Raw genomic sequence first — 14,181 nt, forward strand, 5'->3', positions numbered from 1 at the left:
GCTGGTGCGTGAAAAATGGATTAAAAGTCATTTCTATAAAAATGACTAATAAGTCGCACACTATTCAATGGAAGCCGCCCACCCGGTGATCCAAACATCATTGAGTCGCGTAGAACCCAGCAACCAAGGAACAATCCGTTTAATCTAGCGTGGAATATGGTAGATATACCGAACGGAAAACGCAGGCCATATAGGACTTACAAGGTGCAGCCCTCTCAGCAAACACGAGACGACGAGTGGAGCAACCTACTGCTGAAAGTGGGGCGCGATCGCGACCGCCAGGCTTTTGAGCGCTTGTTTGCGCACTTCGCCCCGCTGATCAAAGGCTTCCAGTTCAGCCGCGGCGGGCAGAGTTCGGCTCCCGAGGCCGCCGATGAACTGGTTCAGGAAGTGATGTTTCGCGTTTGGCGCAAAGCGCCCAGCTTTGATCCTGAAAAGGCCGCAGCCAGTACCTGGGTCTTCACCATTATGCGAAATTGCCGGATTGACGCCCTGCGCCGGGCAAGCCGCCAGCCGGATACCGACGACAGTCTCGAGGTAGAGGACATCTGGGATGAGAGTTCGGACAACCAACCCCTCGTTTACCTGCAACAATCTCGCAACAGGACATCGGTAACCGAGGGATTAAGCAGTCTTCCTGCAGAGCAGAGTCACGTTATCGAAAAGGCGTATCTGGAGGGAAAATCCCACAGTGAAATCTCTGCCGAGCTCGGTCTCCCCCTGGGCACAGTCAAGTCCCGGGTGCGGCTGGCCCTGAAGAAATTACAAAGCACACTTGTCAGGTAGGTCACCATGATTCATCACCACCCCGACAACAATTTGCTGCTGGAATACGCCAGCGGCAGCCTGAACTGGGCACACAGCCTGGTAGTTTCCGCACACCTGCAACTCTGCCCCAAGTGTTCGGCACAGATGAAGTTGCTGAATGGTATTGGCGGTTCCCTGCTGGCAACCAGCGTGCCGGTAAAGACACCGCCCGCCGCCAGCGATCAAGAATTTTCACGCTTGATGCATCGAATTGATGAGCACACAGATGAGTGCGACTCTGAGGAACAGGATGGGGAAAGCACCGCGAATCGGGATGGCAGCACCGCTCCGTCTGCGTACAAGCCAACTCACGTTGGCTCCAGTGACCCACTTTTCAGTGACCTGCCCAAAGTTGTGGCAAAACTCGTGAAGCGGAATCCGGCACTGAAATGGCGCCGCCTTTCCAAAGGGCTCAAGGAGGCCTACCTGAAAACGGGTCAGTCCCAGCACCAGGTATCCTTCCACCGCATATCCCCCGGAAACAAGGTGGCAGAACATGGCCACCGAGGAAAAGAGATCACCATGGTGCTCTACGGCAGTTTTTCCGATGCGGATGGTGTTTATTCACGAGGGGATTTTCTGGTCCGCGAGCCCGGGGAAGTACACCGCCCTACCGCTACCCAAGACCAGGAATGTCTTTGCCTGTCAGTAGTAGAAGCACCGGTTGCGCTGACTGGAGTTCTCGGGAAACTGGTCAACCCTTTCCTGTCGATCAAACCGCAGTAGCCCCGGCACCGCGTTTCAACTTATCGTTAATGCGCTGGCCGGTTGATCAGTCAACCGGCCAGCGCGTTCTTCTAGCGGACTAGCCTCGCGCCGGAAGCAAACCACCGGAAAAACGATCACCGCCCCCCGCGAAATGCTGACGGAGCAACTCCCAGCGTGGCTTGACCGCAGCCATTTTCTCCGCGCGCACGTGGCCGTACCCACGCACCTGCTGTGGTAACGCAAGGAGTTCTGCGGCCATCTCGACATTGGTACTATTCAGTGATTGTGCCACCGCACCAATAGTCGCCTTCACTTCACGGGCCCAGCGCCGCTCTTCACGGCGCTCTGCGGTGTAGCCAAACACATCCAACACGGTGCCGCGCAGCGCTTTACCTTTCGCCAGTACCGGCAGCAGCTTCTCCATCCAGGGACCCAGCGCAATCTTGCGGATTTTACCGCTGGCATCCGGACGTGCGATCAGCGGCGGTGCCATCAGGAATTTGATTTTGTAATCACCGCTAAAGGTATCCCGTAACTGACGCTTGAAGGCCTCGCCGCTGTACAGGCGCGCCACCTCGTATTCGTCTTTATAAGCCATCGCCTTGAACAAGCTGGTGGCCGCTGTCCGGGCCAGACTCCCATCATTCGCCGGCAGACGGCTTTCTGCCTGCTGCAAACCGGCAATTGCCGTGGTGAACTGACGAGCGTAACTCGCGCTCTGGTACTCCGTCAGCTCCTTGGCCAACCGGGTAATCAGCTGCTCGGTGTTCTCGGTTGGCGTAACGAAATTCACTACCTGTACCGGTGTTGTGAGCTGTTCGATCGCTGCGGGGTTTTCTGCCAGCAGGCGGCCGGCACGGAAGGCGCGCAGGTTGTTCTCCACCGCCACACCATTCAACTCCACCGCGCGCTCCAGTGCACTCTGAGAAACCGGTAGCAGGCCCTGCTGACAGGCATAGCCCAACATCATCAGGTTGGCCGCCACGGTATCGCCGAAAAGTGATTCTGCGTAGCGGTTGGCATCAAATGCGAAGTAATTCCCGGCGATCGACTGGATGCTTTCTGCAGTCGCATCCGCGGGAAATGCCAGTTCGTTGTTACGCACAAAAGCGGCGACCGGCACTTCTGCGGTATTCACCAGCGCCTGCATTTTCCCGCTGGAAAACTTATTGCGCTGCCCCGCAGCAGTAACCATGTCGCAGCCCAGCAGCAGGTCTGCGGAACCATCGCGGATACGTGCAGTGGTAATATCCTGAGGGCGGCTGCCCACTTTTACATGGGCAACTACGGCACCGTTCTTCTGCGAAAGGCCGGTGAAATACAGGGTGGTGCTGCCTTTTTCTTCCAGGTGGGCTGCCATGCCAAGGAGCGCAGCCACGGTCAGTACCCCGCTACCGCCGATACCCGCCACCAGAATATTCAGGGGCTGCTCCAGCCGGGGCTTGGGCGCGGCCGGTAAATTCCGGCTCGCCTGATCGATAGCTTCGGCCAGGGTCTGCAACTCCGGCTTTTTCAATTCACCGCCTTCAATCGCCACAAAGCTCGGGCAGAAGCCATCGGCACAGCGCATGTCTTTGTTGCAACTGGACTGGTTTACCTGGCGCTTGCGGCCAAATTCGGTTTCCAGTGGCTCAACGGCAATACAGCTGGACTGCACGCTGCAATCGCCACAACCCTCACATACCCGGTGGTTGATCAGCAGGCGCTTGGCCGGGTCGACCATCTGCCCTTTTTTGCGTCGGCGGCGCTTCTCTGCCGCGCACACCTGCTCGTAAATAATCGCCGTGACCCCGTCGGTATCGCGCAATGTGCGCTGTACCGCATCCAGTTCATCCCGATGGAAAATCTGCAGCGCGGCGGGCAACTGGTCGCGGTGATTGCGCCAGTGATCCGGGTTCTCACTAACCAGGCAAACCTGCCCTACCCCTTCGGCCAGCAGCTGACGAGACAGCGATGGCACCGTGACCTCACCATCAGCGGGCTGGCCACCGGTCATGGCGACAGCATCGTTCAGCAGTATCTTGTAAGTAATATTGATTTTGCTGGCGACGGCCTGGCGGATCGCCAGCAGGCCAGAATGGTTGTAAGTGCCATCGCCCATATTCTGGAAAATGTGCTTGTCACTGGAGAAGCGATGCAAACCCACCCAGTGCGCGCCCTCACCGCCCATATGCGAGTAAGTATCGGTGCGCAGCCCTTTGCCCAGGGCCATGATGTGACAGCCGATCCCGGCACTGCCGGTACTGCCTTCTGGTAATTTGGTGGAGCTGTTGTGGGGACAGCCGGCACAGAAGATGGGCTCGCGGGCGAGCAGGCCTGTGGCCTTTTCCGGGGTGTTGCTGCCCAGTTGTTCCGCCAGCGGAATCAGCCTTGCGGCCAGTTCGGTGTCCGCCAACCAGCGGGTGATGGCTTTGGCTACCTGATCCGGGCCAAATCCCCAGATCGCCGGCAGCAAATCGTTGCCGTCGAGATCTTTCTTGCCCACCACTTTCGGGCGCGCACTGGCCGCCCAGCCGTAGAACAGGTTCTTCATCTGGTCTTCTACCAGCGGGCGCTTTTCTTCCACCACCAGAATGCGCTCCATCCCCTGGGCGAATTCGGTCATGCCCCGGGGCTCCAGCGGCCAGCTCATAGCAACTTTATGGATGGAGATGCCGGCATCCAGCAAGTCCTGCTCACTCAGGTCCAGTAGTTTCAATGCTTCCAGCAGATCGCCGTGCGCCTTACCTACCGTAACAATGCCAAAGCGTTTTTGCGGTGCCGCCACAAGGGTTTTGTCCAGGCCGTTGGCATAAGCGAATGCCTTGGCGGCAGGCAGGCGCTCTTCCAGCATGCGGCGCTCGTATTCCATTCGCTCGGAGGGCCAGTTCAGGTGCGGGTCGTAATTGAGGCCGTGGGCCGGGATCGGGAAAGATTCCGGCAATACGAACTGCGGCAATTCCGGCACCAGTATGGACGCACCGGATTCCACCGTTTCAGTAATGGTTTTAAAGCCCACCCAGAGGCCAGAGAAACGCGACAGTGCGATACCTGCAAGGCCGAGGGTCAGGTATTCATCAATGGTGGCCGGGAACAGCAATGGCATCATGACCGACTCGAAAATCTGGTCGGTATTGTGCGAGAACATGGAGGATTCGGCCGTGTGGTCGTCGCCACACAATGCCAAGACACCACCCAGTTTGGAGGTACCCTGAATATTGGCCTGACGAAAAACATCGGCACTGCGATCCACCCCGTGGCCCTTGCCGTACCAGATGGAGAAAACGCCATCCCGGGTGGCCTGCTGGCGGTAATGGTCCAGCAGCTGGGTGCCCCAGATATTGGTGGCTCCCAAATCTTCGTTGATGCCCGGCTCAAAGTGGATATCGCGCTCGGCAAGCAGCTGCTTATGGCGCCAGAGTGTCTGGTCGTAACCGCCCAGCGGGGACCCCCGGTAACCGGAGATGAAGCCGGCGGTGTTCAGGCCAGCCTGTTCATCCAGACGCTTCTGCATCAACGGCAGGCGCACCAGGGCATCGATACCTGTGAGAAAAACACGACCCGAGTCCCGGGTAAATGCGGCCTTGAGGGAGTACTCCCGGTCAAAACCCAGTTCCTGATCCGATTCAACCATCGCCATGGTGGGCCCTTCTCGCTGTGCCGGAATCCGGCAGGACCACGGATATTCAGGTGGCAACTTGGCGGATTCGGTGATGTTTTTTTGTTTTCCGTAAACTATCACCGGACCGACGAGCAGGTCATACCAAATTCACTACTGAAGAGACGCAAGGCAGAAAGAATTCACCACTTGGGATTCCTTTTCTGCAATAATTAAGCGCTAGAGCCGGAAGGTTGAGAATCTTTATCAATTCCTGCCGCAAGGTCTCTGTGGAGGACACCCCCCTCTGAGCGCAAGTGAACCAATGACCAAATTGAGTCACTTGCGGTACCCTAGTGCAGCGCTGGAAAAGAGCCAGATACTGCCACTTGCAGGCAGCCGTAAAGAGACAGGGGTGCATATTTGGCATTCTGAAAAAGACAATCAGGAACACCGGGTAACACTATGGCCTATTTGCTGGACGCCATCGACAAGCACATTCTGGAAATCCTTCAGCAGGACGCGACCATTCCCAATATTGAGCTGGCCGAAAAGGTCTGCCTGTCCCCCTCCCCCTGCTCCCGGCGCGTAAAGAACCTGCATGAACAGGGCTTTATCAAGCGCGCGGTGACCCTGCTGGAACCGGATAAAGTTGGCTTACCGGTAAGCGTGTTTATCCAGGTCACGCTGAACCACCAGGTAAAGAAAGAATTGCAGCATTTCGAATCCACGATTGGCCAATGGCCAGAGGTAATGGAATGCTATTTGATGACCGGGGATTTTGATTATCTTTTGCGGGTAGTGGTGCCAAACCTGCACGCCTACCAAGAGTTTCTGGACAAGAAGCTGACCGAACTTCCGGGGATCGACCACATCAAGAGCAGCTTTTCCCTCAAGCAGGTGCGCTACCGCACCGAACTGCCACTGGATCAACTGCTGGAAAAGTAAGTCGGCCTAACGCCTTAGGAAACTGAGGATCAGGCTCAGAACCACACTAAGAATAATCATCGATGTGATGGGGAAATACACCCGGGAACGTTCAGACTCAATACGAATGTCCCCGGGCAGCCGCCCAAACCAACTGAACAAGTTCGGAAAAAAGTGCAGCAGCACACCGATGACCACCAGTGCACAGCCTGCTACCACCAACCATTTCGCCATCGTTTTCTCCCTCTCGCGCCCTGCAATCATGACCCTCCATTTCGGGTTGCAAACTTGTGCAATCGCGATACTTCAAAGTCATCCAGAAGCTTAGTGAAATTCTCGCGGTAAGCGCACAAATAAAAAAGGCCGCACTGCATAACAGTGCGGCCTTTTCTTTGGGTACTGATACCCGCGATTGATCCACTACCAGCTTAGTTTCCAGCAGCGGCCGTGGCCTCTTTGGCTTCACCGGGGACAGGGAAACCACGATCACGCATCAGCGGCTCAATGCCCGCATCGCGGCCACGGAACAGGCGATAGGCGTCTGCAGGGTCAATGGCATTGCGAGGCGCAAACAGGTATTTAACCAGTTTCCCGGCCACTTCCTTATCGTAGAAACCGCCTTCAGCTTCCGCAAAGGCTTCAGAGGCGTCTGAGGTCAAGACGTCCGCCCACATGTAGCCGTAGTAGCCAGCAGAATAACCTTCTCCAGAAAAGATATGCCCGAAGTGCGGAGTGCGGTGACGCATTACCAGCTCAGAGGGCATCCCCAGCTTGGTCAGGGTTTCACGCTCGAACTTGTCCGGGTCAATGCCTTTGGGATCGGTGGTATGCAGCTTCATATCCACCAACGCCGATGCCAGGTACTCGGTAGTCGCAAATCCCTGATTGAAATTGGCGGCCTTTTTGATCTTGGCCACCAGATCAGCAGGAATCGGCTCACCGGTTTTGTAGTGCACCAGATAGTTATCGATGATTGGGTCGGTGCTCAACCAGCGCTCCAGCAACTGAGACTGGAACTCGGTGTAGTCACGCACCCCGCCATTCAGTGTCGGATAGGTGACACTGGAAGCCAGGAAGTGCAGCGCGTGGCCAAATTCATGGAAGAAAGTTTCCGCATCGTCCCAGCTCACCAGAACCGGCTCACCGGGAGCACCCTTGATGAAGTTGGAGTTGTTCGAAGCCAGTACGGTTTCTTTACCATCAAAGGTGGTGTGATCCCGATACATGCTGGCCCAGGCACCGGAACGTTTGCCAGCGCGAGCGAACGGATCCAGGTACCAGAGACCGATATGCTCACCGCTGGTTTTGTCCGTTACTTCCCAAACCTTGACGTCTTCGTGGAAGACGGGCACCGAACCTTCTTTTACCGGAGTAAATTTGAAATTGAACAGTTCACCCGCAACGTAAAACATACCTTCACGCAGATTGTCGAGCTGCAGGTACTGCTTTACCTCGTCAGAGTTCAGGTCGTATTTGGCCTTGCGCACTTTCTCGGCGTAGAAGCGATAATCCCACGGCTCGATTTTGATCCCCGCTTTCTCCGCATCAGCCACTGCCTGCATGTCCGCCACTTCTTCGTGAACACGGGCAACGGCAGCCGGCCAAACGGCTTCCATCAATTCAATCGCGCGCTGAGGGTTTTTCGCCATGCGGTTCTGCAGGCGCCACTGGGCGTAATTTTCAAAGCCCAACAGGCCTACACGCTCATCCCGCAACTGCAGAATCTCGGCGATGATCGCGTTGTTATCGTGCTCGTCGCCATTGTCACCACGGCTATAGTAATTGGTCCAAACCTTCTCACGCAGTGCGCGATTTTCTGAATAGGTCAGGAAAGGATCCATGGAAGAGCGCGTATTGGTAATCGCGTAATTACCTTTTTGACCTTTCTCTTCCGCCAGGGCTGCAGCCGCCTTGACGAAAGACTCCGGCAGGCCTGCCAGCTGATCGCTACGCAGGAACATGTCATAGCCTTCCTCATCCGCCAGTACGTTGTTGGCAAACTTGGTGTGCAACTCTGCGAGGCGCTTGTTGATGGCCGCGTAACGCACCTTGGCATCACCGGAGAGGGTTGCGCCATTAGTAGCAAACTCGTCGTAGGTCAGCTCTACCACCCGCTTCTGTTCCGCATCCAGCCCGGAATCATTGCGTGCGTCGTATACCGCTTTCACACGCTGGAACAATTTGTCGTTCTGGATGATCTTGGAGCTGAAATCTGCCAGCTTGGGTGCCATTTCACCCTGTACCGCACGGAATTCCGGAGAAGACATATTGCCGCTCCAGATACCCCAATAGGTGAACACCTGCCCGAGAGCCTTGCCGCTGCGCTCCATTTCTTCAATGGTATTAGCAAAAGTGGGCGCTTCCGGGTTGTTGGCAATAGCGTCAATTTCCGAGAGGTTCTGGGCCATGCCAAATTCGAGCGCTGACTTCAGATCCTTCACGCTCATTTTGTCGAATGCGGGAACACCGCCATAAGGACCAGCCCATTTCGCCAGCAGTGGATTGCTTTTGGCAACATCCCCGCCTGGCATCGCAGCGGCAGCCGCAGACTGTTCACTGGCGGGCTTTGCAGCCTGTACTTGCTCGGGCTCTTTGCTGCAACCGGCCATGGTTGCCAGGGCGGCAGCGATGGACATAGCGATCAGAGTTTGACGCATCGGCTCGATCCTCTTTATTTGCATAATTGTTAAAATTTTGACCGTCCGGAGTGTACCCCGGGGTGGCAGCTACCGCCACGAGGTGCCGGCAAAGCCGCGATTTTGTCCGGCAAAGTAAAAACTTCGCAGGAGATTCCCCCTCTCCTGTCTACCAGGCAGGAGGAAGTTGTGCGGATGACTGACAACCAACATTTGATAACGGCTTATTAAGTGGTTAGTTTTAACCTCCAGCACATACACAGCGCCATACCGAACGCCGTTACCAGCAGGGAAATTGACGACTGCGGACGATGACTACGGTGGGCAATGATTAGTGCGAGCGCGCAAAAAGCACTGGAGTGAAATGAAAATAGATGCCGGCAAGTAATTGGCGGCGCACTGAGTCAGCGCGCCCGTCGATCTTCCACAATGGCACCAAAGGCCTGCAGCTCCAACTCGTGCTCAGTTTCGCGCCAAGGTTCCACAAGTGCCGCACGGATCCAGGATTGCATGGCCGGAAGGTCCAGCAGCCTTTGACAGTACTCCATCGCTGTTTCGCTGAGGGCCAACTGATACCCCTGCAAACGAATCGCCACCGGCGCAAAAAAAGCATCGACCGCAGTGAATGCCTCCCCTGCCAAATAGGGACCGCCGAACCGGTCTAACCCTTGCCGCCAGAGCTCATTAAGGCGATCCAGATCTTTCTGCAGTGCACTGTCCACTTGGTGCAGCGATATGGTGACACCGCAGTTCATACTGCATTGATTGCGCAGTGCAAAGAAGCCCGCATGCATTTCTGCGGCGGCGCTGCGCGCCCAGGCTCTGGCAGTTTTATCTTGCGGCCAGACCGCCGGATAGGTTTCGTAGAGGTATTCAGCAATGGCGAGGGAGTCCCACACCGTCACTTCCCCATCGACCAGACAAGGCACCAGCCCGGTGGGCGAGAATTTTCGGAATTTCTGCCAACTGCCGCCTTCATCAAACGGCACCAGCTGCTCCTCAAACGGAATTTGCAGCTGGGTGGCCAACAGCCAGGGGCGCAGAGACCAGGACGAATAATTTTTATTGCCGATAAAAAGCTGATACATCCCAATCTCCTTTTGACTGCTCTTAATTTAATTCCGGGCGGTTCCGTTGCGGCCATCCCGCAGCATTTCAGAAATACAGAAGGCGAGCTCCAGCACCTGATCTGCATTCAAGCGCGGGTCACACTGGGTGCGATAGCAACTGGCCAGATCGGCGTCGGAAATTTTCCAGGCCCCGCCGGTACACTCGGTAACATGTTGCCCGGTCATCTCCAGGTGAATCCCTCCCGGGTGGCTGCCTTCCGCGCGGTGCACCGCAAAAAAGTCGCGAATTTCCCGCAGGATATTATCGAAGTTCCGAGTTTTATAACCACTGGAAGCCTTCTCGGTATTGCCGTGCATCGGGTCGGTGCTCCACACCACTGAGCGCCCTTCCCTCTCTACCGCACGTACCAGTGCCGGCAGTTTCTCACCCAGGGTATCTGCACCCATGCGGGTAATCAGCGTCAATCGCCCGGGCTCGTTGTTCGGGTTCAGTCGATCAATCAGACGAAGCAGCTCATCGGTGGCCATACTAGGCCCGACCTTGACCCCAATCGGGTTCCAAACGCCCGCCAGAAACTCCACGTGGGCCGCATCGAGCTGGCGAGTGCGCTCGCCGATCCAGAGCATATGCGCGGAACAGTCATACCACTTTCCGGTGAGGCTATCGGTGCGGGTCAACGCCTGCTCGTAGTTCAGCAGCAGGGCCTCGTGGGAGGTATACAGCGTCGTTTCACGAATCGCCGGGGTGTTGCTGGAATTGACGCCGCAAACGGCCATAAATTCCAGTGCATCCTGCAGACGCTCCGCCAGTTGCGAGTAGCGATCGCGCTGCGGGTTATTCTCCAGGAAACTGAGGTTCCAGGCGTGAACCTGGTGGAGGTCCGCAAGCCCGCCTTGGGCAAAGGCACGTAGCAGGTTGAGGGTGGCCGCAGACTGATTGTAGGCAGTCAGCATCCGCTGCGGATCCGGCACTCGGGCTTCAGAGGTAAAGTCGATACCGTTGATGATGTCCCCACGGTAGCTCGGCAATTCTATGCCGCCCACGGATTCCATATCGGCCGAGCGAGGCTTGGCATACTGGCCAGCCATACGCGCAACCTTGACCACCGGTAAATTGCCGGCAAACGTCAGCACCACCGCCATCTGCAACAGCACTTTAAAGGTGTCGCGAATACTGTTTGCATTGAAGTCTGCAAAGGATTCGGCACAGTCCCCGCCCTGTAGTAAAAACGCTTTGCCCTGGGCAACTTCTGCCAGCTGGCGACGCAATTCGCGCGCTTCCTGTGCAAATACCAGAGGTGGATAACCTGCCAGCTGCCGCTCCACAGACTCGACTTCGCTGGCAGATTGGTATTTGGGCTGCTGGTGCGCCGGCAGCTTGCGCCAGCTGGCGGGATCCCAGGGGTTTACTACAGATTCAGGCACGGGGACTTCTACCTCAATTTCCATTTTCGGCTCGACAACACAATTCAAACACAGCACCCCCAGCGCACTTTTGTTAGCGCTGCGGGCGTTTCCAAACAAGCCCCGGCCTTCACCGGGGAAATCGATCAGCTTTCCAGTACTTCCGCTACCGACTGACAGAAGTAAGCCATGTTGTTCTGGCTCAGGCCGGCAATACTGATACGGCTCGAATCTACCATATAAATGGAATACTTCTGCTGCAGCTTCTGCACCTGCTCCGGGTTAATTCCCAGGAAAGAAAACATACCCTTCTGCTGTTGGATGAAGCTGAAATCACCGGCCGCACCGGCACTTTGCAGACTCTCTACCAAACCGGAGCGCAGGCTATTGATACGCTCACGCATTTCCGTCAGCTCGGCTTCCCAGTTTGCCCGCAGACTGGCGTCGGTCAAAATGGACTCAACAATAGCGCCGCCGTGGTTGGGCGGCATGGAGTAGTTTCCACGCACCACATTCAACAGCTGGCTCTGACCACGATCCGCCGCCGCGGCATCGCTGTAGACAACCATCGCCAGGCCAACGCGCTCACGGTACAAACCAAAGTTCTTGGAGCAGGAGGCGGCAACCAGCATTTCCGGCACCGACTCGGCCATCAGGCGCAGACCGTAGGCGTCTGCGTCCAGGCTTTCACCAAAGCCCTGGTAGGCCATATCAATGAAAGGGGTGAAGCCCTGTTTCTGGGCCATCTCTGCCAGCACCTTCCACTGTTCACGGCTGAGATCCGCACCACAGGGGTTGTGACAGCAGGCATGGAACAACACCAGGTCGCCCTCACCTACCTGCTTCAGGGTTTCGACCATGGCATCAAACTTCAGGCTGCTGGTCGCGCGATCGTAGTAGGGATAACTCTTGATCTGCAGACCGGCATTACCCAGCAAGGGCACATGGTTCGCCCAGGTAGGGTCGCTCACCCAAATGGTTGCGCCCTCTTTGGCGCGATTGGTGAACTCCGCCAACACTCTGAGAGCGCCGCAACCACCGGGGGTTTGCGCCGAGCGCACGCGATTCGCCAGCAATGCGGTATGGCCAGCGCCAAGTACCAGTTCCTGCATGGCAGTATTGAATCCTGGCGTGCCCGCCGGACCGATGTACGCCTTGGTCTCTTCGCTTTGCAGCAGGCGGGTTTCCGCTTCTTTTACTGCCTGCAATACCGGGGTATGGCCCGCCTCATCTTTGTAGACGCCAACACCCAGGTCAATTTTGCTGGGGTTCTCGTCACTGCGGTAAGTAGCCAGAAGGCCGAGGATCGGGTCCGCTGGAAGGCTGTTCAGGTGGTCAAACATGGAAACTCCTGATAATTAATCGGCGGTGTCACTGTCTTTGCTGGCCAGTGAGGGCCCCTATCGGCCCTTGAAGGGGGCCGATACACCGCCTGGTAAATTGTTGGTCATCGGGATTATTCGTCGTGGGTAGCGCAGTGTTTGGCGATTCGCCGTCACATACAGATCAATCAGGCAGATTAATCGATCAGGCCGCGATTCACCCAGTCCTGGGCGCGCGCCATCAGCTTTTCAATAATATTGTCCAGCTGACCACGCTCTTCCGCCGAGAGAGAACCCATCAAATCATTCTCGTACTGCTGCGCCAGCGGCACGATGCGCTCGTAGACGTCGCGGCCCAGATCCGACAGGTTCAACACCTGGCGGCGACGGTCAGCCAGGTCTTCACTGCGGGTGATGTAATCATTCCTGATCAGGATCGAAACCGCGCGGCTGATGGCAACTTTGTCCATTGCCGTCTGCTCCACCAGGTCTGCCGCGGACAGGTTGGGAAAGCGCCCCAGGATCGCCATCACGCGCCAGGCGGGAATGGTGAGGTCGAACCGCGCACCATAGGCGTGGGCAATGGCATTGCTCACTCGGTTGGAAAGCACCGACAACCGATACGGCAGGAATTTTTCCAACCGCAAATCGTCCGGGCGCACCGCATCCATAGGATTGGCGAAATCCCCTTCTGTGGGCGCAGCATCTCGTGGTGTCTTGTCTGTTGTTGTCATTGCGGTTCATTCACCTGCTGAGGAACGGGGTTGTACCAGGTTTCAAATGTAACTAAAATTGGTTTCAAATGTAACCACTGCCGCAGGAATTTTTTGGCAGTTTCGGGCTCGGCAGCCACCGACCGTTATATATCAGGTATACATCAGGGTGGGAGCGGCCGGGATCAGGCCGGAGTGTGCTCAGACGAAATCGGCCGAAGATTATACGAGGTTTGGCGCCATTTTTGTCAGCTTGCGTAGGTTTTCACGCAAATAATTTGCGCCGATTCCCTCCTAGCCGATTAACTTCCCGAGCATGCCCACCAGCTGTGGCACCGCAACAACGGATCGAGATCAAACAGACAGGAATCAATGGATATGGAGCTGCACGGCTATTTTCGCTCTTCTGCCAGTTACCGGGTAAGAATCGCTCTCAATTTAAAGGGGCTGGCGTACGAATATCACCCGGTGAACCTACTAAAAGGAGAACAGCGGGAAGCGCAGTACCGCAAACTCAACCCCCAGGGGCTGGTACCGGCGCTGATCGGTGCCGGACACATTTTCACCCAGTCTCTCGCCATTCTGGAATGGTTGGATGAGCAGCACCCCGAACCCGCCCTGCTGCCCAAAGATGCCCTGGCCCGGGCACGAGTGCGCGCTCTGGCTTACAACCTGGCCTGTGACATTCAACCAATACAAAATCTTCGGGTGCTCAAATACCTGCAATCTGAATTGGGCGTCAGTGACGAACAAAAAGTCGCGTGGATCCAGCACTGGATCGACGGCGGTTTTCAGGCGCTGGAAGCCCAGCTCTCCGCCCTCGGCAGCGCCTTTGCAGGAGGCGATAATCCGGGCCTGTTCGAGTGCTGCCTGATCCCCCAAATCTACAATGCCGAACGCTTTGGCATGGACATCAGCAACTACCCGCACATCGCCCGTATCGCCGAAGCCTGTGCCGCCCTGCCCGCCTTTGAAAAGGCGCGTCCGGAAAATCAGCCCGACAGCACACTGTAATTA

11 protein-coding genes are annotated in these 14,181 nt (G+C 56.4%); 4 read left to right on the forward strand and 7 right to left on the reverse strand.

Annotation, left to right across the window (positions count from 1 at the left end):
- The first annotated feature begins 204 nt into the window (after window positions 1-204).
- Together M0G74_RS07040 and M0G74_RS07045 are read left to right on the forward strand one after the other, a co-directional pair.
- A complete protein-coding gene (locus M0G74_RS07040) occupies window positions 205-786 on the forward strand; it encodes a sigma-70 family RNA polymerase sigma factor (protein WP_248215793.1) in 582 nt (193 codons plus the stop codon).
- Between the two features lie 6 nt (window positions 787-792).
- Window positions 793-1,533 (forward strand): ChrR family anti-sigma-E factor, encoded by a 741-nt coding sequence (locus M0G74_RS07045; RefSeq protein ID WP_248215794.1) that lies wholly within the window; start codon window positions 793-795, stop codon window positions 1,531-1,533.
- Window positions 1,534-1,612: 79 nt separating this feature from the next.
- Here the strand turns inward: M0G74_RS07045 and M0G74_RS07050 are convergent, their stop codons facing one another.
- Window positions 1,613-5,134 carry an indolepyruvate ferredoxin oxidoreductase family protein gene (locus tag M0G74_RS07050; protein ID WP_248215795.1) on the reverse strand — a complete coding sequence of 1,174 codons (3,522 nt, stop codon included), beginning with the start codon at window positions 5,132-5,134 and terminating at the stop codon, window positions 1,613-1,615.
- Between the two features lie 423 nt (window positions 5,135-5,557).
- Here M0G74_RS07050 and M0G74_RS07055 point away from each other — a divergent pair, with 423 nt between their 5' ends.
- Window positions 5,558-6,040 (forward strand): Lrp/AsnC family transcriptional regulator, encoded by a 483-nt coding sequence (locus M0G74_RS07055; RefSeq protein WP_160153485.1) that lies wholly within the window; start codon window positions 5,558-5,560, stop codon window positions 6,038-6,040.
- Window positions 6,041-6,046: 6 nt separating this feature from the next.
- Here M0G74_RS07055 and M0G74_RS07060 read toward each other — a convergent pair whose 3' ends face one another.
- From M0G74_RS07060 to M0G74_RS07085, 6 genes are all read right to left on the reverse strand, one after another.
- Window positions 6,047-6,253 (reverse strand): DUF2905 domain-containing protein, encoded by a 207-nt coding sequence (locus M0G74_RS07060; protein ID WP_248215796.1) that lies wholly within the window; start codon window positions 6,251-6,253, stop codon window positions 6,047-6,049.
- Window positions 6,254-6,447: 194 nt separating this feature from the next.
- A complete protein-coding gene (locus M0G74_RS07065) occupies window positions 6,448-8,676 on the reverse strand; it encodes a M3 family metallopeptidase (RefSeq protein ID WP_248215797.1) in 2,229 nt (742 codons plus the stop codon).
- 383 nt (window positions 8,677-9,059) lie between these two features.
- Window positions 9,060-9,743, reverse strand: a complete 684-nt coding sequence (locus tag M0G74_RS07070; RefSeq protein ID WP_248215798.1) for a glutathione S-transferase family protein — start codon at window positions 9,741-9,743, stop codon at window positions 9,060-9,062.
- Window positions 9,744-9,770: 27 nt separating this feature from the next.
- A complete protein-coding gene (locus M0G74_RS07075) occupies window positions 9,771-11,174 on the reverse strand; it encodes a 3-deoxy-7-phosphoheptulonate synthase class II (protein WP_248215799.1) in 1,404 nt (467 codons plus the stop codon).
- Window positions 11,175-11,275: 101 nt separating this feature from the next.
- Window positions 11,276-12,472 (reverse strand): amino acid aminotransferase, encoded by a 1,197-nt coding sequence (locus M0G74_RS07080; RefSeq protein ID WP_248215800.1) that lies wholly within the window; start codon window positions 12,470-12,472, stop codon window positions 11,276-11,278.
- 176 nt (window positions 12,473-12,648) lie between these two features.
- On the reverse strand, window positions 12,649-13,185 hold the full coding sequence (locus M0G74_RS07085) for a MarR family transcriptional regulator (RefSeq protein WP_248215801.1): 537 nt from the start codon (window positions 13,183-13,185) through the stop codon (window positions 12,649-12,651).
- A gap of 351 nt (window positions 13,186-13,536) precedes the next feature.
- On the opposite strand from M0G74_RS07085, the gene maiA reads away from it, so the two are divergent.
- Window positions 13,537-14,178 (forward strand): maleylacetoacetate isomerase, encoded by a 642-nt coding sequence (gene maiA, locus M0G74_RS07090; protein WP_248215802.1) that lies wholly within the window; start codon window positions 13,537-13,539, stop codon window positions 14,176-14,178.
- Window positions 14,179-14,181: the final 3 nt, after the last annotated feature.

It is taken from the genome of Microbulbifer sp. CAU 1566 (assembly GCF_023156515.1).
GTDB lineage: Bacteria > Pseudomonadota > Gammaproteobacteria > Pseudomonadales > Cellvibrionaceae > Microbulbifer.

Bases quoted from the DNA above. Each gene is read 5' to 3' on its own strand.
- M0G74_RS07070 (WP_248215798.1), bottom strand. From the start codon at position 9,743: ATGTATCAGCTTTTTATCGGCAATAAAAATTATTCGTCCTGGTCTCTG.
- M0G74_RS07085 (WP_248215801.1), bottom strand. From the start codon at position 13,185: ATGACAACAACAGACAAGACACCACGAGATGCTGCGCCCACAGAAGGG.
- M0G74_RS07050 (WP_248215795.1), bottom strand. From the start codon at position 5,134: ATGGCGATGGTTGAATCGGATCAGGAACTGGGTTTTGACCGGGAGTAC.
- M0G74_RS07065 (WP_248215797.1), bottom strand. From the start codon at position 8,676: ATGCGTCAAACTCTGATCGCTATGTCCATCGCTGCCGCCCTGGCAACC.
- M0G74_RS07045 (WP_248215794.1), top strand. From the start codon at position 793: ATGATTCATCACCACCCCGACAACAATTTGCTGCTGGAATACGCCAGC.
- M0G74_RS07080 (WP_248215800.1), bottom strand. From the start codon at position 12,472: ATGTTTGACCACCTGAACAGCCTTCCAGCGGACCCGATCCTCGGCCTT.
- M0G74_RS07075 (WP_248215799.1), bottom strand. From the start codon at position 11,174: ATGGAAATTGAGGTAGAAGTCCCCGTGCCTGAATCTGTAGTAAACCCC.
- M0G74_RS07055 (WP_160153485.1), top strand. From the start codon at position 5,558: ATGGCCTATTTGCTGGACGCCATCGACAAGCACATTCTGGAAATCCTT.
- M0G74_RS07060 (WP_248215796.1), bottom strand. From the start codon at position 6,253: ATGGCGAAATGGTTGGTGGTAGCAGGCTGTGCACTGGTGGTCATCGGT.
- maiA (WP_248215802.1), top strand. From the start codon at position 13,537: ATGGATATGGAGCTGCACGGCTATTTTCGCTCTTCTGCCAGTTACCGG.